Origin of the sequence: Xanthomonas cannabis pv. cannabis, from assembly GCF_000802365.1 — a bacterium.
Taxonomy (GTDB): Bacteria; Pseudomonadota; Gammaproteobacteria; order Xanthomonadales; family Xanthomonadaceae; genus Xanthomonas; species Xanthomonas cannabis.
In genome coordinates this window covers 46,324-63,472 of the sequence record NZ_JSZE01000041.1, presented here as the reverse complement: position 1 = coordinate 63,472, position 17,149 = coordinate 46,324, and the positions used below count along the sequence as shown (strand labels likewise).

Here is a 17,149-nt window from a genome sequence, read left to right as displayed (position 1 = left end):
GCCCTGCGCCTGCAGGGAGGCGCGGGCACCGGTCATCGCAACGTAGAGAGCTTTGTCCATGAGGCACCAGGATTGGGGAATGGAGAGTCGGGAATCGGGAATCGCAAAGGCGGGATTGCTGGAGACTGGAAGAGGGGGGCAAGGCCGGCATCCGATACACGCAATGCCAGCTCTTACGATTCCCTATTCCCCAATCCCGATTCCCAGCCGTTAACGAATATTGATGATCGTCTGCGTGACCTGATCCTGGGTCGAGATCATCTGCGAGTTGGCCTGGAAGTTGCGCTGAGCCACGATCATGTTCACCAGCTGCTCGGTCAGGTCCACCGTGGAGGCTTCCAGCGAGCCGGATTCGATCTGGCCCAGGTCCGAGGTGTCCGGTGCGCCGGTGCGGGCGGCGCCGGAGGTGTAGCTTTCGGCCCACATGTTGTTGCCCTGCGACTGCAGGCCCTGCGGGTTGACGAAGGTACTCAGCGCGACCTGGCCCAGCGGCTTGTCGGCGCCGTTGGAGTAGCGCGCGAACACCACGCCGCTGGTGTCGATGCTGATCTCGTTGAGCTTGCCGCTGGCATAGCCGTCCTGGCGGGTATCGCGCAGCGCGAAGGCTTCGCCGTACTGGGTCGAGCCACTGACGTTGAGCTGCATGTTCAGCACGCCGGCGCCGGTGCTCGGGGTGAACGGGTCCATCGTGATGATGCCGTTGGCCGGGGTGGTCAACGCGCCGGTATCGGAGAACTGCAGTGTGGTGGGCGCGCCGACCGCGGCACCGTCCACGTAGTTGTGCACCTGCCACTCGTTCGGGTTGGCGGTCTTGACGAAGTAAGAGGTCTGCACATGGCTGACGCCCAGCGAATCGTAGACGTTGATGCCGCCGGTGGAGTGGCTATAGGTCTTGTCGTCGGCCGGGCTGAACGGGGTCACCGACGGGGCGGTGGCATTGCCGGGCAGGGTGAAGGCCAGGTTGACCGTGGAGGTCGACTTGGGCGGGCTGTCGGTGGTCAGCAGCTGCAGGTCCGACAGGCGGCCGACGTCGAAGCCGTTACCGCTCGGGTTGGGGGCGAAGACCTGCAGGCGCGCGCCTTGCGGATTGATCACGTAGCCGTTGGCATCGGTCTGGAAGTTGCCGGCGCGGGTGTACATCTTGGCGCCGTTGGAGGTCACGGTGAAGAAGCCTTCGCCGGAGACCGCCAGGTCCAGGCTGCGCCCGGTCGGGTCGATATTACCCTGCGAGAACTGCTGCGCCACATTGCTGACGCGCACGCCCGAACCCACCGCGTTGCGCGACAGGCCGTAACTGGTGCTCTGGAACATGTCGGCAAACTCGGCACGCGATTCCTTAAAACCGGTCGTGTTGACGTTGGCGATGTTGTTGGAGGTGACGTTCAGATCGGCATTGGCTGCGTTGATGCCGGACAACGAGGTATTGAAAGCCATGGATGAGGTCCTTTAAGTGTCGGTTGCCGGCTCAGCTGACGCGGAGCACGTTGGCGAGCGGGGAGGTGCCTAGCCCGGTCAGGTTGAGATACAGGCCGTCCGAGCCGATGGTGACGCTGTCCACCGGTGCATCGACGTAGGTGGACAACTTGCTTTTGGAGCCGGCGGTGTCGGTCTGGGTCGCGGTGATGCCGTACTTGCCCGCGGCCATGCGGTTGCCGTTGGCGTCGGTGCCGTCCCAGGCGAACGACACCTCACCGGCGGCGCTGGCCGGCACGCTGAGCTGCTTGACGAACGCGCCGTTGGCATCGGTGATTTCGAAGTTGACGGTGCCGGCCGAGGTCGCAGCCACCACGCCCTTGGCCGAGCCGGTGGCGTCGATCGCCACCTGCGCGGAGGGCACCAGCACGTTGTGGCCGACCAGCGCCGCGCCCTTGAGCACCTGGTCGCTGTTCATCGAGGTGGTGAAATTGCCGACCTTGGTATTGAGATCGCCAATGCCCTGCACGGTGGAGAACTGCGCCAACTGGCCCAGAAACGCGCTGTTTTCCATCGGTTTGAGCGGGTCCTGGTGCTGCAGCTGCTCGGTCATCAATTTGAGGAAGTCGGCCTGGCCGAGTGCTTCTTCCTTCTTGGCGACGGTGCTGCCGGTGCTCAGGCCGAGACTTTTGTAGAGATCGCTACCGATCGTGCTCATCTGGAGTGTTCCGTTAGGGAATGGCTAGGACGGGTCAGCGACCCATGGTCAGGGTCGCGAGCGCCAGTTCCTTGGCGGTATTGAGCATTTCCACGCCGGCCTGGTAATTGCGCGAGGCGGAAATCATGTTGACCATCTGCGAGACCGGGTCCACGTCGGGCGAGAACACGTAACCGTCGGCATCGGCCAGCGGATGACCGGGCTCGTAGCGACGGATCGGCGGCGCATTGGTGGTGGTGATCTCCTTAACGTTGACCGAGGTCAGGCTCGGGTCCTGACGGCTCTGCTGGGCCTGGAAGATCGGCTCGATCGGCTTGTAGGTCGCTTCGGCCGAGCCCGCGACAGAGTCCGCATTGGCCAGGTTGGACGCGATGGTGCTCAGGCGCACCGACTGCGCGTGCAGCGCCGAGCCGGCCACATCGAAGATGGGAAGGTTGCTCATGACTTATTGGCCTGTGATCGCGGTGAGCATCGAGCGCACCTTGGATTCGAGGAAGCTCAGCGACGCGCGGTATTCCAGCGCGGCGCGGCCGTAGGCGGCGCGTTCGGCATCGGGATCGACGGTATTGCCGTCGAGGCTGGGCTGATCGGATTCGCGGGTGATCTGGAACGGGTTGAGCCCGGCCGCGCCGCCCACTTCATAGTGCTTTGCATCGGTGGCCTGCATCAGGCCGCCGTCCTGCACGCCCTGGGCCGACTTCAGCGCCGCTTCGAAGTTGAGATCCTTGGCCTTGTAGCCAGGGGTGTCCACATTGCTCAGATTGCTGGCAATGAGCTTCATGCGCTGCTCGCGCAGCGCCAACGCGTCGCCATGGACGCCGAGGAATGAAGAGAAGGGACTGGACACGGTGCTCTCCCGCGAAGTGTTGCCAGGGAGAAAGCAATGTTTGTGCCAAACACAGGATGGCACGGGTGCCGAGCTGGCAAACACATCCGCAGTGCCCGACGGACGGTCTTGGAGCGGCTAACAAACCTCGCGAGCAGCCGTCAGGTAGGTGCGGCCGTCGTGCAGATCGGAGTGCAAGCGTGGTACAGGCCGATTCGCGCAGCGGCCGCGCTCGCCTGGCAGCTGCGCAGGGGATATGTCAGCTGCGCTTGGCTGCCAGAAATCACCAAGCGAGCTGCTGCTCGGGTAGATGCTGCCACTGGCTGTGCAACTTGCAGGCCAACCAGGATTGTTTGGCAGCAACTAGCTCAGCGCAGCGTGCGATCAGCTGCGCCGTCGCCTGTTCAAGGCGTGTGCTTGCGTACGGCAACCACTGTATTCCCAGGTCTTTCGGAAGTGGGGGCTGGCCGTCACCCGTAGGGTGGAACGGCCGCACAATTGGATCAGGCCGCTTCGGCGACTACTTTCAGGCGCGCCAGCACGTAGTCGGCCAGCTCGTGGGCACTGTACTTGGCCACGAAGGCGTTGGCACCGACCTGCTCGACCATGGCGTTGTTGAACACGCCCGACAAGGAGGTGTGCAGCAGCACATACAGGCCCTGCAGGCCCGGCGTGCGCCGGATTTCCGTCGTCAGTGTGTAGCCGTCCATGGCCGGCATCTCGATGTCGGAGATGACCATGGCATAGCGGTCTGCCGGGTTCTCGCCGGATGCGGCCACCTGCAGCAGGTGGTCCAGCGCCTGGCGGCCGTCCGAGAGCAGGGTGGCCGAGACGCCCAGCTGGTCGAGCACGCTGCGGATCTGCTGGCGCGCCACGCGCGAATCGTCCACCACCAGCACCTGGAACTGGCGGTCGTAGGCCACCAGCTGCAGCGACGGGTCCAGCTGCACGTCCTTGCTGACCTTGGCGATGTCGGCCAGGACGCTTTCCACGTCGATGACCTGGATCAGTTCGCCCTGGAAGCGCGTCACTGCCGTCAAATAAGTGGCTTCGGCGCCCAGTTCCGGTGGCGGGTGGATGTCTTCCACCGCGATATTGACGATGCGCTCCACGCCGCTGACCAGAAAGCCCTGCACCGAGCGGTTGAACTCGGCCACCACCAGGTAGCCAGGCCCGTTCTCGGAGTGCGAATCGCGCTCCGGGTGGCCGATGGCCAGGCCCAAGTCCAGCACCGGCACCGAGCGCCCGCGCACGTCGGCCACGCCGGCGAACTCGGTCGGCAGGCCCGGCACCTGGAACAGCTCCGGTCGGCGCAGCACTTCCTGCACCTTGAAGACGTTGACGCCAAAAAGCTGGCGTCCACCCAGCCGAAACAGCAGCAGGGCCAGGCGATTGTGGCCAGCCAGTCGGGTGCGCTGGTCGATGCGGTTGAGCAGATCGTGGGTCATGGGGCAGATATCGACAGCGCCCCAGGGAAACTTGAGGGCTTTATGGGTGGTTGGGGGCGCTGTTGGGAATGGGGAGTCGGGAATGGGGAATCGTAAAAGCGAGGGGTGGGCTTTCCGCAGCAAGCCCGAGGCGAAGGGCAGTGACCTTGCTTGCTGATAACTTTCACCTAGTAAATCGCACGGCGGCAACGAAGGCCGACCACCTCTCAGCCACCAACCGATTCCCCATTCCCCATTCCCGATTCGAAAACAGGCACGCCGCTTGCACTGTCTGTCCCGTCTTCCTCCGGATCTGGTCCCATGCGCCTGCTCCTGCTTCTCATCTTGTTGGCTGCCGCTCCGGCCTGGGCCCAGAGCTACCAGTCTGTCGATTCCATTCGTGCGGCGGCGCTGGCCACTGTTGGCCCGGACGCGGAGGCCGAGGCCACGCTCGATCCGGGTCTGCGCATGCCGGCTTGCCCGATCGCGCTGCAGGCCCAGCCCACCGGTACCAATACGGTGGAAGTGGCCTGCCCGCAGCCGGCTGGCTGGCGCCTGTTCGTGCCGCTGAAGGTGCGCCGCAACCAGGATGTGCTGGTGTTGCGCCGCGGCATCAGCGCTGGAGAAACCATCTCTTTGGCCGATATCAGTATCGAGAAGCGTGACGCCGCCCGCATCGTCGGCGCAGTGCTGGCCGACCCGGTGGCCGCGGTGGGCAAGTCGGCCCGCCGCATCCTGCCGGCCGGGTCGCTGCTCTCGGCCAACGATCTGGTGACGCAGCGGCTGGTACGGCGCGGCGACACCGTCCCGCTGGTGGCACGCAACGGTGGCCTGGAAGTACGCATGAGCGGTCGCGCGCTGTCCGATGCCGGCGAAAACGAACGGGTGTCGGTGGAGAATTCGTCCTCGCGCCGGGTGGTGCAGGGCATTGTCGAAGCGAGCGGAACCGTTGTGGTCTCCAGGTAAAAATTTTCTATAAAGTTTTTTTTCTGGGTGCCGTTATCCCCTACGACCTGTAGAGGAGTTCCTGACATGACCCAGAAAATCGAAGGTAATCTACCGACCGCTGCCACCCTTCGCACCGCGGCCACGAGCAGTAAGATCGCTTCGGCTGGCGAGGATCGCGCGTCCCCGGTTGCCGCAACCCCGCCGACCGACAGCGTCAAGCTGACCGGCGAGGCCACCAATCTGCAGAACCTGCAGCGCGAGCTTTCGCAGTCCTCGGCGATCGACACCGGTCGCGTCCAGGCGGTGAAAGAGGCATTGCAGAACGGCAGCTACTCCATCAACCCGGATGCCATCGCCAGCCGCATGATGGATCTGAATCAGCAACTGGCGGGTTGATTCCCGACTGAAAGGATGAACGTGAACGAGTTCCTGCAACGTCTCAGCGATGCGCTGGCCGGCGAACGCCAGGCATTACTCGAGAACGACATCGATGGCTTGATGCGACACACGCAGGACAAGCTGTCGGCACTGCGCTCGCTGGAAGCGGCAATGCCCGAAGGCGAAGAAGAGCGCCTGCGTGAGCTGGCCGAAGCCAACCGCGCCAATGGCGCGCTGCTGGCACGCCGGCGCCGTGAAGTGAACTGGGCACTGCGTCACCTGGGCCGCACTGAAAGTGCGCCGTCGTATGACGCAAAGGGCCAATCCAACGTGCTGCGCGGCGGACGTTCGCTGGCCGTTGCCTGAGTTGCCCGCGCTGCGCCAACCGCGCGCCGGCCGCTGCTGATGGTCCGCCGCAGGCCAGGGTGCGTGCACGCACTGCAGGCCTGCCGCCGGTAACACCGCACATCGGCCGTGCACGCTTGCCAACTTCGCAACCCGCGACGTGTGCTCACCGCCGCCCAAGTGCGTTGATCTTTATGGCACGCATCGCATGCCTGCCTGTCGCCAGGCAGCGCCATCCGGATCGCATCTCGAGCACGCCGGATGACGCCTCGCACCCATCCGCATGACCACCGCGCTCCCCTGTGTTGGTCGCCCCTCTAAGACCAAGCGACGATATGGCGTGCCAAGGGTTCGGCGTATATTGAGGTGTCCCTGCTGCCGCCTCGTCCCGTGACCGCCAAGTTCTTTCTCAATCAAGCATTGTTGCCGTCCCCGACCACGCTGCGCGCCTTCGGCGATCAGATGCTCGAGGGCGTGTTGCTGTTCCGCGCTGACGGGCAGCTGATCCTGGCCAACGCCATCGCGCGTCAGAGCCTGTGCAAGGAAGACCCGGCTGACGATCGCAATCTCGGCGAGCGGATTTCGCAGGTATTGCCGTCGGATGCGCTCAACCAGGCGCGCAGCAAGGGCAGCTGGACCGGCAGCCTGCCGGTGGCCGAGCGCGTGGTCATTGCGCATCTGTATTACAACGAAGAGCAGGGCGTCGGCCACTTTCTTGCGTTGTTCCATAACATCGAAGGCCAGCAGGACTACGAGCGCGAGCTGCAACAACGCCATGCCGAACTGCGCCAGGCCTATATGCGCTTGAACGGTGCGCAGGACAAACTGCTGCAGTCCGAAAAAATGGCCTCCATCGGTCAGCTGGCGGCCGGCGTGGCGCACGAGATCAACAATCCGATCGGCTACGTGCACTCCAATCTCGGCAGCCTGCAGGAATACCTGCGCAGCCTGTTCACCCTCATCGAAGCCTACGAGCGCGCGCTGCAGGCGCCGGACCCGAAAGCGCTGATCCCGGAAATCGACGAGATCCGCAACCGTGCCGACATCGACTTCATCAGCCGCGATCTGCCGCAGCTGATGGCCGAGTCGCGCGAAGGCATCGAGCGGGTGACCCGCATCGTGCGCGACCTCAAGGACTTCTCGTACTCGGACCGGTCCGAGTCGTGGAAGATGGTGGACCTGCACGCCGGCCTCGAATCCACGATCAACATCATCTGGAACGAGCTCAAGTACAAGGTCACCCTGGAGCGCAATTACGCCGAGCTGCCGCTGGTGGAATGCCTGCCGTCCGAGCTCAACCAGGTGTACATGAACATGCTGCTCAACGCCGGCCAGGCCATCGTCGAGCGCGGCACGATCACCGTCACCACCGGGCGCGACGAAGCGGAAAACGTCTGGATCCAGTTCCAGGACAGTGGCGCCGGTATTGCACCGGATCTGCTGCAGCGCATCTTCGACCCGTTCTTCACCACCAAACCGGTGGGCAGCGGCACCGGCCTGGGGTTGTCGATTTCCTACGGCATCATCAACAAGCACCACGGTCGCATCGACGTGGAAAGCACGCCGGGGCAGGGCGCCAGTTTCCGGATCGTGTTGCCGATCCGGCAGCCGAAGTAGCGGGGAATCGGGATTCGGGAATGGGGAATCGTTGGAGCCGGTTGCTGCGCTCCGGTTGATTCCTGCAACGAACGATGCCGATGCGTTTGCGTCGTCACTGGAAGGTAAGGAGCACGATGCGGCGGCTCAAAACTCGCCCAGGCTGCTTTCTGCTTTAACGATTCCCCGCTCCCGATTCCCCACTCCCGATTCCCTATTCCCGGCCGTTCCGCAGCTCGTCATGGGTGCGGAACGCCTGGCGGATGTGCTCGCGCAGTTCGTCGTCGTTCCAGGGTTTGGTCAGGAAGCGGTAGATCGCGCCGCGGTTGATCGCCTCGGTCACCGTGGCCAGGTCGGTGTAGCCGGACAGTACCAGGCGCACGGTGTCGGGGTAGAGCATCTTGACCCGGCCCAGGAACTCGGTGCCGCTCATGTCGCTCATGCGCTGGTCGGACAGGATCACCTGCACGTCGTTGGTGGCGAGCAGGTCGAAGGCGTCGCGTACGTTGCCGGCGGCCAGGATGCGGTAGCCGTCGCGGCGGAACAGCCGCACCAGCGAACGCAGGACGTTTTCTTCGTCGTCCAGCAGCAGCAAGGTGCGGTCCGGGCGGCTTTCGGCAAACGATTCCGGGCGGAGATAACGGCGCCGCAGCGCCATGCCTGCAGACTCGGCCGACATCGGCTCGCCGAACAGATAGCCCTGGAAGATGTCGCAGTCGTTGCGGCGCAAGAAGCCCAGCTGCGCCTGCGACTCCACGCCATTGGCGATCACCGTCATGCCCAGCTGGTGGCCCATCGCAATGATCGCGCGTGCAATCGCCGCCTCGCGGCTGCCGGCCGGCGCGCTCTTGATGAAGCTGCGGTCGATCTTCAGTCGGTCCACCGGGTAGCGCACCAGCGCGCTCAGGCTGGAATCGCCGGTGCCGAAGTTGTCCAGGCTCAGGCTGATGCCTTCGTTGCGCAGGTTGGCCATCGTCTCGTGGACGAAGTTGACGTTGTTGGTCAACGCGCTTTCGTTGATCTCCAGCGTCACGAACTGCGCCGGCACGCCGGCGGTCTGCAGCATGGCCATCACCTCGTTGAAGAAGCCCGGGCGCAGCAGCTGCAGCGTGGAGACGTTGACCGCGATGCTGAAATCGTCAAAGCCCTGGTCGCGCCACAGCCGCGCCTGGCGCACTGCGTTCTGCAGTACCCATTCGCCGATCTGCACGATCACGCCTAGGCGCTCTGCGGTGCGCATGAAGCGCTCCGGCACCAGCATGCCCAGGGTCGGGGATTGCCAACGCAGCAGCGCCTCCATGCCCACGATGCGGCCATCGCGTGCGCTGACCAGCGGCTGGTAGCGTAGCCGCAACTCGCCGTGCGGGATGGCATCGACGATCTGCCGCGCGATGATGCTTTCGCTATGCGCGTTGGTGGCCGAATTGCGCGTATACAGCCGCACCGTGTTGCCGCCTTCGCGCGCGGCCTGATAACTGGCTTCCTCGGCGTAGTCGAGCAGGGTGGACAGCGAGGTCGAATGTTCCGGACACAGGCTGATCCCGACCTTGCCGGTCATGAACAAGGTGTACGGCAATACCGACAACGGCAGCTCCAGCTGCTGACGGATCTCTTCGGCAAAATCTTCCGGCAACGGCGTGTCGTCGCGGCGTACCGCCACGATGACCATCTCGTCGCTACCGTGCCGCCACAGCTTGCCGCGGCTGCCGAGGAACTCCTGCAGCCGGCGCGCGGCCAGCGTCAGCGCCTGATCGCCGACCTCGCCACTCATGTTCTCGTTGATCGACGCGAAGTGATCGATATCGACGTGGAAGATCATCAACGGCTGGCCACCGGAAGCGGCAGCGTCGACCAGGTGCAGTAGTTCGGGATTGCCTGCGCCCAGGCGTGTCGGTTTGACGATTTCCAATCCGGGCGGGATTACAGGGCTCCACATGACTCAACGTCCACCATCTTCGTGGACGGACTCGCCGGCCGGGTGATAGGGCAGGCGCAACGTCACGCGCGTGCCTGCTCCGGGAGCCGATTCTATCGCGAGCACACCGCCAACGGTTTGCGCACGCTCACGCATCACGATCAGCCCCAGCCCGCGCGGACCTTCTGGCTCGAAGCCATCGCCGTCATCGACCACCTCCAGACGAAAACCCTCGCTGTCGATCGACTGCAGGCTCATGCGCACCTCGCCCGCGCAGGCATGCCGCAGCGCATTGGTCAGGCTTTCCTGCGCAATGCGGAAGCAGGCCTGTTCGATCTCGTTGCCCGGGCGCACGTCCAGCGCCTGGATGTCCAGCTCCAGCCGCACCTGCGAGGCGCGGAACAACATTGAGGCCTGCCAGCGCAAGGCCGCTTCCAGCCCCAGTGCATCGAGTTGTGGCGGACGCAACAACATCGACAGATTGCGCAGCTTGGTCACCGTGGTGTCGGCCAGCGACACCACCTCCAGCAGGTCCTCGCGGCGCGCCTGCGCATCGGGCTCGTCCAGCGCCGCGTGTGCAGACAGCTTCATCGCGGTGATCGCCTGGCCGATATCGTCGTGCAGATCGCGCGAGATGGCGCGGCGTTCGTCCTCCTGCAGCGAGAACAATCGCTTGGCCATCGCCTGCAATTCGGCATTGCTTTCGGCCAGCGCATCGCGCATGCGCTCGGGTTCGCTCAGGTCGCGTACCACCAGCAACTTGCAACTGCGCCCGCCATAGCGGATGTCGCCGGCCGACAGACCGGCATAGAACGTGCTGCCGTCGCGACGGCGCATGGCGCGCGCACTGGACACCGGCTCGTTGCGGTCGCTGCCAGCACGCAGGTACTCGCGCACCATCGGCAGGTCAGAGTCGCCGACCAGGGTCTGCAACGGCTCGCCCAGGATCGTTTCGCCCTGGAAGCCAAACTGCGCGGAGCCGGCGGCATTGGCGTACATCACATGCTCGTCGGCCAGGATCAGCACGCCGTCCGGCAGCACCCGCACCAGTTCCTTGAATTGTTCTTCGCGCTCGCGCAGCAGCCGCCGCGACTGCTCGCGTTCGCTCACGTCCTGCAAGGTGCCATGCACATGGCGGGCGCCGCTGGGCAGGGTCACGCTCTCTGCGCGCAGGTGCACGGTGCGTGGCTGCGAATCGCCGCCGGTCAGCGGCAGCAGCACATCGATCTGCACCTCGCCGCCGGTGCACATGTCTTCGATCATGCGTTCGATGCGGGTCTGGGTGGCGCTGTCGGAGGCGGTCAGCAGCTCTTCCAGCCGATGTTCGCGGCGGTGCATGGGTACGCTGCGCCCCAGGATGCGGTACACCGCCGACGAATAGCGGCCCAGACCGGTGGCCCGATCCAGCTGCCACGAGCCCAGCCGCGCGATACCTTGCGCTTCTTCCAGTCGCTCCAGCGCCTCGTCGCGCAGATGCTGCGCCTGGCGTTCTTCGCTGCGGTCCACCGTCACCACCAGGCGGGCAGGGCCGCTGGCAAGATGCAGCTGGTTGCTACGGACTTCGACATGGCGCAGCCCGCTGCGGGTCAGCAGGTCTTCGTTCAAGACGCAGGTGACCTCGCCCTTGCTGCGGATCTGCGTGATGATCTCTTCCAGCCGCTCGCCATCGGCATTGGGCCAGATCGCCTGCAGCGTCTGCTGCAGGAATTCGTCGCGCTCCCAGCCAAAGAATTCCAGCGCCGCCGGGTTGGCATCGAGAATCCGCATGGTCGCCAGGTCATAGATGAAGGCCGGGCTGGGCAGCGCCATGAACTTGGCCCGCAGCACGGCCTCCGACTGCGCCAGCTGCGCATGCTCGTCCACGATCAGTGCCACGAAGCGGCGCAGCACCAGGTGGATGACGATGCTGGACAGCAGCAGGAAGCTGGCGTCCGACCAGCGTTCCGGCGCCGCCGCACCGGCCAGGTTGAGCAACCGGTTGCCCAGCAGCAGCCACACCACACCGATCAGCAGGTACAGACCGGTCAGGGTCCACAAGCCCTGCTGCAGGCGCTCGGCGAGGCGAAGTCGGGACACGGGAGGGGACGAAAACGCGGGCACGGCGACAGGTTGGTGCATGGGTCCGCGGACGACCTTTGGAGCTGGCGATGGGGCCATCTTAGCCGTAACTCGGTCCGGTTCGGTCGCGCTGGAAACAGGTGCCTCAACTAATCCGCCGAACGGCCGTTATCCATTGCGACTCCGAGGCAGGGGTCGATCCTTCGGAGTGTTCCAGAGTGGACTCAGGCGTCATTGCAAGCGTGCTGCAGCACCCGCTGACCTCGGCGGTGGTGTTGTTGGATGCGCATGGCCAGCCCCTGGCGGCCAACCGCGTTGCGCAGTCCCTTGGGCTGCCGGCGACCCTTGGTGCGTATGCCGAAGTGCTGGAAAGCAGTCGCGCCCAGGTGGCCGACAGCGGTGGCATGGCGGCCTGCGTGCTGCCGGGAACCGGCGGCGGACGTCTGGAAGGCTGGCTGCGTGCGGTCTGCGACGAGCACGGCCAGGTCATGGCCTTCACCTTGAGCATTCCCGAGCCGATGGGGGCCGATGGCACCAGCCGCTGGGAAATGGGCCTGGACAGTGCCGACCACGGTTTGTGGGACTGGGACATCCCGGCCGACGTGGTGTACCGCTCCGAACGCTGGACGCGCATGCTCGGCTATTCCGAGCAGCCACTGCCGAACAATCTCACCGCGTTGTCGGGGTTGATCCATCCCGATGACCACGCGCACGTCAGCGCGGCGGTGCAGGCGCACCTGGACGGGCGCACCGAGACCTACGTGGCCGAGTTCCGCCTGCGCCAGCACGACGGGCAGTGGCGCTGGATCCTGGACCGTGGCCGCGTGGTCTCGCGCACCGCCGACGGCCGCCCCTTGCGCATGGTCGGCACGCACACCGACGTGCATCACCACAAATTACTCGAGCAGCAGCTGCGCGAGCAGCAGGCCCAGCTCGAAGACGCCCAGCGCATTGCCAGCATGGGCAGCTGGAGCTGGGATTCGACCAAGGACGCGTTGTGGGTCTCACAGGATTTCCTGCAGCAGCTCGGCATGGCCCAGCTGCGCCTGCACGGCGTCCGCGATCTGCTGCGCCTGCTCGCCCGGTCCTCGCTGGCGCAACTGCGCAGCGCCTGGCGCAAGATCAAGCACGAAGGCTTGCCGGTCCATTTCGAGCTGGAAATCAACGGCCTGCCCGGCGTCAATCCGCATCATCTGCGGGTATGGGCGCAGCCGGTATTCGATGGCGACGGCAGCATGGTGCGCGTGCTTGGCCAGCTGCAGAACGTCACCGAACAGCGGCAGACCGATGCGTTGATCCGCTGGCGCACCGAGCTGCTCAACCGCGTGTCCGCGCTGGGCAAGATCGGCGGCTGCGAAATCGAGGTCGATACCCGTCGCATGCAGTGGACCGAGGAGTGCTACCGCATCCACGGCCTGCGCAAGGAAAACATCACCCTGGAGCAGGCGCTTGCGCTGTACACCCAGGATTCGCGCGACGCATTCGAGGCGGCATTGCTGCGCATTTCCGATGGTGGCCTGCCCGAGCAGCTGGAGCTGTGTTTCTACCGCAACTCCGGTCAGCGCATCTGGGTGCAGGTCCTGATCGAACTGGACCGCCGCGAAGGTCTGCCGCCGCGCTATGTCGCCCTGTTTCGCGATGTCACCCGCGAGCGCGAGGCCAATGAGCGTATCGAGCTGCTGGCGCATTACGACCGCCTGACCGGCCTGCCGAACCGCTTCCTGCTGCGCGAGCAGGCCGAAAACGCGATCCGCGAAGCGCATGAGCGCGGCCAGGTGCTGGCCATGCTGTTGATCGATCTGGACGGGTTCAAGAGCATCAATGATTCGTTCGGTCATGCAGCCGGCGACAACCTGCTCAAGCTCGCCTCGGCGCGCCTGCATCAGCATCTGCGCAACAGCGACCTGTTCGGGCGCTTCAGCGACGACGAATTCATCGTGCTGCTGCGCGACTTGTCCGAGCCGGAAGATGCCGGCCACGTGGCGCGCAAGCTGATCAGCGCGCTGGGCGAACCGCTGCGCAAGGATCATGTCACCCTCAAGCTCGGCGCCAGCATCGGCATCGCGCTGCAGGGCGAGGGGCTGTCGGACTTCGACAGCCTGCTGCGTGCCGCCGATGCGGCGATGTACGCGGCCAAGGAATCGGGCCGCAACACCTTCCATTACTACAGCCAGGACGTGCTCATGCGAGCGCAGCGCCGGCTGGAGCTCGAACACGCCCTGCAAGGCGCGCTCGAGCGCGAAGAATTCACCCTAGTCTATCAACCGCTGGTCAACACCGTGGGCGATGCCTCGCCGGCGATCGAAGCACTGATGCGCTGGAACCGCCCGGGCCATGGCCCCTGCAGCCCCGCTGAATTCATCCCGATTGCCGAAGAATGCGGCGAGATCGTGCGGCTGGGCGAATGGGTCATCGGTGAAGCCTGCCGTCAGGCCGTGGTCTGGGACCGTGCCGGGCTCAATTTCAGCCGTATCGCGGTCAACGTCTCGGCCGTGCAGCTACGCGAGCGCGGCTTTGCCGAGCGCGTGCTGGAGATCTGCCGCGACAACAGCTGGTCACCGTCGCGTCTGGAGCTGGAGCTCACCGAATCGGCCCTGATTCGCGATTCGGATTCGCTGCGGCGCTGTTTCGAACTGTTCGAACAGAACGGCGTGCTGCTGGCGGTGGATGACTTCGGCACCGGCTTTTCCAACCTGCATTACCTCAACCGCTTCCCGGTGCAGCGTCTGAAGATCGACCGCAGCTTCGTGCAGGGCATGCTCGGCGACGCCAACACCGCCGAGGTGACCCAGGCCATCGTGCATCTGGGCCACGCGCTGGGCATGCAGGTCGTCGCCGAAGGCGTGGAGACCGTGCAGGAAGATGCCCTGCTGCGCCAGCAGGGCTGCGACGAAATCCAGGGCTATTTCTACTCACGCCCGCTGTCGCCGCGCGACATGGCGCAGTGGCTGCGCGAGGCCGAAGCCGGCATGCGGCTGGGCGCGCGGCTGGTGATTGCCAGCTGACGCCCAGGCCAGGCCAGCGCCGTCATCCTGATGCCGCGCAGCCCCCTGCAGACGTTTCATCCGCTTGCTGCCGCAGGATGGCGGCCTATCGTCGTGCGGTGGGGTGGGCCTCCCGCTCCGGCACCACGAACCAAAGCCGCGGACTTGAACGCCAGTTTCCGATCATGCTCGCGTTGACCGCCCCAACGGGTGCTGGAGCGGCAAGGTGCGCGTAACGCCTTGATGCCGCCCTTGTCAGCAACGTCGAACCAATCCGCTGACGCTGCATCCTGCACTCGAATCGTTGGAATATGTCTTCACGGGTGCGAGCGCGTCGTCAGGTTGTTTCCAGCTGCGAGGTGCCTGTTGCAGATGCAGTTCGTCGGCAACGCTGGTCGCGACGCGGGCTTGGTGATTGCGCTGGGCATCGCTCGGGAACTGGCGGATTGGCTGGCGAGCAGGCGAATGCGCGGGGCGGGCGTCCCATCGAAATTCGATAGATAGCTCATCGTCTGCCGCATCTGACGCGCGCGCGAGTGCTGCCGCGGCAGTGACCCAGACAAGCGTTCTTCATGGCATCTGTGACGCTCACCCTGAGAACCAAAGCGAGTTCGCCGCTTTGACTGACTGACACCCAGCCTCAGGATTCGGAACGAATCATCCCCAGATGATCCAGGTGATCGCCGGGGCCACCCGGCCATGCGCGACGATCCGGTCGGGCAGGGCAGGATGGTCGGCGCACGCGCGCGCCAGCGAGAGTGGCGGCGATTCGGCCAGGCCGACGACAGGGAACGCTTAGATGACGACAGGCAACCCTTGGAATCAGGCAGTTCCACAACACCGCGGGGCGCCTGCCGAGGCACGCCCCGCCGTCACTGCATCAGCGTCCCGATGCGCCCACTGCGGCCCCGTCCAGCCCGAGATCCCAGGCCACCGTGGCAAACAGCAGCTCCTCTTCGCTGCAATCGCGGCGCGGGTTGATCAGCGCCTTGACTTCGGCGAGGGCGGCCAGCTCCAGTCGTTCCAATGCGGCCGGCATCCGGACACGCCGCAGTCCCGGCTTGGCGGCTGCGCTTTGCGCGATGCGCTCGGCATGTGCGGCGGCCAGTGCCGCTGCCTGCAGCGCGGTGGTGGGAGCGTCATCGAGTGGCGGGGCGAGAAGCGTCATGAGCGAAACACCAGGTCGTTGCGGAACGACAAATCCCCGGAAGGCCGGGGAATGTCGGAATCAGAAGCTGCGCGGCGGCACTGGTCTCAGAACAGCTCGACCGTGCCGGCACCCATGCCCTGCTGTGCCACCGGCTTGTGCGGCGGGCGTTCCCACTCCACACGCATGTCGCGCAGACGGTTGGAGACCTTGGCGAGCGAGGCGACCAGATCGCTGTCGTACACGCCACCATTGCGATGCAGCAGTTCCTGCAGCGCCACCGCTTCGCGGTTGATCGCGGTGAGGCGATCCAGGTGGGTGTGGATGCCGCTGAGCGTCTGCGTGGCGATGTCCTCGAACTGCAGGGCACGCACCGCTTCGGCCACGCTGCCATCGATGGAGCGTGCACATTCGGAGATTTCGCGCATGCCATCGCCCAACGAGGCGTTGATCTGGGCGACGTTCTCCAGCATGGCGGCCGACTCATGGCGCGCCTCGCGGGAGCGGTCCATGTGGCGCGATGCCAGCTGCGAGACCGTTTCACGCACCTTGGCGATCGATTCCTTGGAGCTGTGTGCCAGCTTGCGGATCTGCTCGTTGAAGGTGGTGGAACGTTCGGACAGGTTGCGCACCTCGTCGGCGACCACCGCAAACCCGCGACCGGCTTCACCGGCACGTGCTGCTTCGATGGCGGCGTTCAAGGCCAGCAGGTTGGTCTGGTCGGCGATCGACTTGACGTCTTCCAATAGCGCGAAGATGCCATCCAGATGCTGCGCCATCTCATCGATGTGATGGACGGTGTTGGTGCTTTGGCCGCTCACCTGTTCCAGCGCTTCCACCAACTGCTCCATGCGGGAGCTGGCGTGCTGGGCGAAGCGGGCGACGTCGACGCCGGCACTGCCATCGTCACCGGCGCGGTCGACGATGCGGGCCAGTGCCTGGCTTTGCTGGCGCGACTTGCGGTTCATCGCTTCGAAGCTGCCACCCAGACCGGACACGGCCTGGCGGATCAGTTCGCGGGCACGCTCGACTTCCGAGCGCGAACCGTCGACTTCGTTGCTGACGAACGTGCGCAGTTCGTTGAGCAGTTGGTCCTGCTCGCGCAGGATGCGGGTCTGGTCCGGATTACGCCGGAACTGGGAATACGTCACCCAGGCAGCGAAACCCAACCAACTGAGGGTCATGGTCGCCAGGATCGCCCAGCGCACCGAAGCGGGCCAGTCGAATCCGACAGCGAAGGGAAACAGCAAGGTCAGGGCCAAAGGGGCGGCCAGACGGATGAGTGGACGTGAATACATGGGCGTTCTCGGCAGAGTCACGGTTGCTGTATCGGCACTGCCCCCATTGTCTTTAGCGACGATCGCCACATCGTCTCGCCCGCGTTGCCGTCAGCG

General features: G+C 64.9%; 14 protein-coding genes and 1 other RNA gene. 5 read left to right on the top strand and 10 right to left on the bottom strand.

Annotated features, from left to right (window positions below):
• Window positions 1-210: 210 nt before the first annotated feature.
• The 6 genes from flgE to OZ10_RS09135 all read right to left on the bottom strand — a co-directional run bounded on the left by flgE (window position 211) and on the right by OZ10_RS09135 (window position 4,405).
• Entirely contained in the window at window positions 211-1,434 is a 1,224-nt protein-coding gene (flgE, locus tag OZ10_RS09155; RefSeq protein ID WP_039564605.1) for a flagellar hook protein FlgE, read from the bottom strand.
• 31 nt (window positions 1,435-1,465) lie between these two features.
• Complete coding sequence (locus tag OZ10_RS09150; RefSeq protein WP_039564604.1) at window positions 1,466-2,131, bottom strand: flagellar hook assembly protein FlgD; 666 nt, start codon at window positions 2,129-2,131, stop codon at window positions 1,466-1,468.
• Window positions 2,132-2,165: 34 nt separating this feature from the next.
• Window positions 2,166-2,573 (bottom strand): flagellar basal body rod protein FlgC, encoded by a 408-nt coding sequence (flgC, locus tag OZ10_RS09145; RefSeq protein WP_005914451.1) that lies wholly within the window; start codon window positions 2,571-2,573, stop codon window positions 2,166-2,168.
• Between the two features lie 3 nt (window positions 2,574-2,576).
• Window positions 2,577-2,978, bottom strand: coding sequence for a flagellar basal body rod protein FlgB (gene flgB / locus OZ10_RS09140; RefSeq protein ID WP_039415202.1), 402 nt, complete (start codon window positions 2,976-2,978; stop codon window positions 2,577-2,579).
• Window positions 2,979-3,093: 115 nt separating this feature from the next.
• Window positions 3,094-3,166: non-coding RNA, sX9 sRNA (locus OZ10_RS20610), on the bottom strand.
• A gap of 294 nt (window positions 3,167-3,460) precedes the next feature.
• Window positions 3,461-4,405, bottom strand: coding sequence for a chemotaxis protein CheV (locus OZ10_RS09135; RefSeq protein ID WP_003482947.1), 945 nt, complete (start codon window positions 4,403-4,405; stop codon window positions 3,461-3,463).
• 300 nt (window positions 4,406-4,705) lie between these two features.
• Between OZ10_RS09135 and flgA the strand changes: the two genes are divergently transcribed.
• The 4 genes from flgA to OZ10_RS09115 all read left to right on the top strand — a co-directional run bounded on the left by flgA (window position 4,706) and on the right by OZ10_RS09115 (window position 7,672).
• On the top strand, window positions 4,706-5,350 hold the full coding sequence (flgA, locus tag OZ10_RS09130; protein ID WP_039564603.1) for a flagellar basal body P-ring formation chaperone FlgA: 645 nt from the start codon (window positions 4,706-4,708) through the stop codon (window positions 5,348-5,350).
• A gap of 66 nt (window positions 5,351-5,416) precedes the next feature.
• Window positions 5,417-5,728: a flagellar biosynthesis anti-sigma factor FlgM gene (gene flgM / locus OZ10_RS09125; protein WP_039403903.1), complete on the top strand. Its 312-nt coding sequence runs from the start codon at window positions 5,417-5,419 to the stop codon at window positions 5,726-5,728.
• A 15-nt stretch (window positions 5,729-5,743) separates the two neighbouring features.
• Window positions 5,744-6,076: a flagella protein gene (locus OZ10_RS09120; RefSeq protein WP_039564602.1), complete on the top strand. Its 333-nt coding sequence runs from the start codon at window positions 5,744-5,746 to the stop codon at window positions 6,074-6,076.
• Between the two features lie 369 nt (window positions 6,077-6,445).
• Window positions 6,446-7,672 carry an ATP-binding protein gene (locus tag OZ10_RS09115; protein ID WP_039403900.1) on the top strand — a complete coding sequence of 409 codons (1,227 nt, stop codon included), beginning with the start codon at window positions 6,446-6,448 and terminating at the stop codon, window positions 7,670-7,672.
• A gap of 193 nt (window positions 7,673-7,865) precedes the next feature.
• On the opposite strand, the gene OZ10_RS09110 is transcribed toward OZ10_RS09115, so the two are convergent.
• A complete protein-coding gene (locus OZ10_RS09110) occupies window positions 7,866-9,587 on the bottom strand; it encodes an EAL domain-containing protein (RefSeq protein ID WP_039403898.1) in 1,722 nt (573 codons plus the stop codon).
• Window positions 9,588-9,590: 3 nt separating this feature from the next.
• Window positions 9,591-11,723, bottom strand: a complete 2,133-nt coding sequence (locus OZ10_RS09105; RefSeq protein WP_039403896.1) for a sensor histidine kinase — start codon at window positions 11,721-11,723, stop codon at window positions 9,591-9,593.
• Window positions 11,724-11,842: 119 nt separating this feature from the next.
• On the opposite strand from OZ10_RS09105, the gene OZ10_RS09100 reads away from it, so the two are divergent.
• Window positions 11,843-14,629 carry a bifunctional diguanylate cyclase/phosphodiesterase gene (locus OZ10_RS09100; RefSeq protein ID WP_068873836.1) on the top strand — a complete coding sequence of 929 codons (2,787 nt, stop codon included), beginning with the start codon at window positions 11,843-11,845 and terminating at the stop codon, window positions 14,627-14,629.
• An 859-nt stretch (window positions 14,630-15,488) separates the two neighbouring features.
• On the opposite strand, the gene OZ10_RS09095 is transcribed toward OZ10_RS09100, so the two are convergent.
• Entirely contained in the window at window positions 15,489-15,776 is a 288-nt protein-coding gene (locus tag OZ10_RS09095) for a hypothetical protein (protein WP_039564600.1), read from the bottom strand.
• Window positions 15,777-15,862: 86 nt separating this feature from the next.
• Window positions 15,863-17,053, bottom strand: coding sequence for a methyl-accepting chemotaxis protein (locus tag OZ10_RS09090; protein ID WP_039403891.1), 1,191 nt, complete (start codon window positions 17,051-17,053; stop codon window positions 15,863-15,865).
• Between the last annotated feature and the right edge of the window lie 96 nt (window positions 17,054-17,149).

Excerpts from the sequence above, each read along its gene's own strand:
- flgE (WP_039564605.1), bottom strand. The coding sequence starts at position 1,434 with ATGGCTTTCAATACCTCGTTGTCCGGCATCAACGCAGCCAATGCCGAT.
- OZ10_RS09150 (WP_039564604.1), bottom strand. The coding sequence starts at position 2,131 with ATGAGCACGATCGGTAGCGATCTCTACAAAAGTCTCGGCCTGAGCACC.
- flgC (WP_005914451.1), bottom strand. The coding sequence starts at position 2,573 with ATGAGCAACCTTCCCATCTTCGATGTGGCCGGCTCGGCGCTGCACGCG.
- OZ10_RS09135 (WP_003482947.1), bottom strand. The coding sequence starts at position 4,405 with ATGACCCACGATCTGCTCAACCGCATCGACCAGCGCACCCGACTGGCT.
- flgA (WP_039564603.1), top strand. The coding sequence starts at position 4,706 with ATGCGCCTGCTCCTGCTTCTCATCTTGTTGGCTGCCGCTCCGGCCTGG.
- flgM (WP_039403903.1), top strand. The coding sequence starts at position 5,417 with ATGACCCAGAAAATCGAAGGTAATCTACCGACCGCTGCCACCCTTCGC.
- OZ10_RS09120 (WP_039564602.1), top strand. The coding sequence starts at position 5,744 with ATGAACGTGAACGAGTTCCTGCAACGTCTCAGCGATGCGCTGGCCGGC.
- OZ10_RS09110 (WP_039403898.1), bottom strand. The coding sequence starts at position 9,587 with ATGTGGAGCCCTGTAATCCCGCCCGGATTGGAAATCGTCAAACCGACA.
- OZ10_RS09105 (WP_039403896.1), bottom strand. The coding sequence starts at position 11,723 with ATGGCCCCATCGCCAGCTCCAAAGGTCGTCCGCGGACCCATGCACCAA.
- OZ10_RS09095 (WP_039564600.1), bottom strand. The coding sequence starts at position 15,776 with ATGACGCTTCTCGCCCCGCCACTCGATGACGCTCCCACCACCGCGCTG.
- OZ10_RS09090 (WP_039403891.1), bottom strand. The coding sequence starts at position 17,053 with ATGTATTCACGTCCACTCATCCGTCTGGCCGCCCCTTTGGCCCTGACC.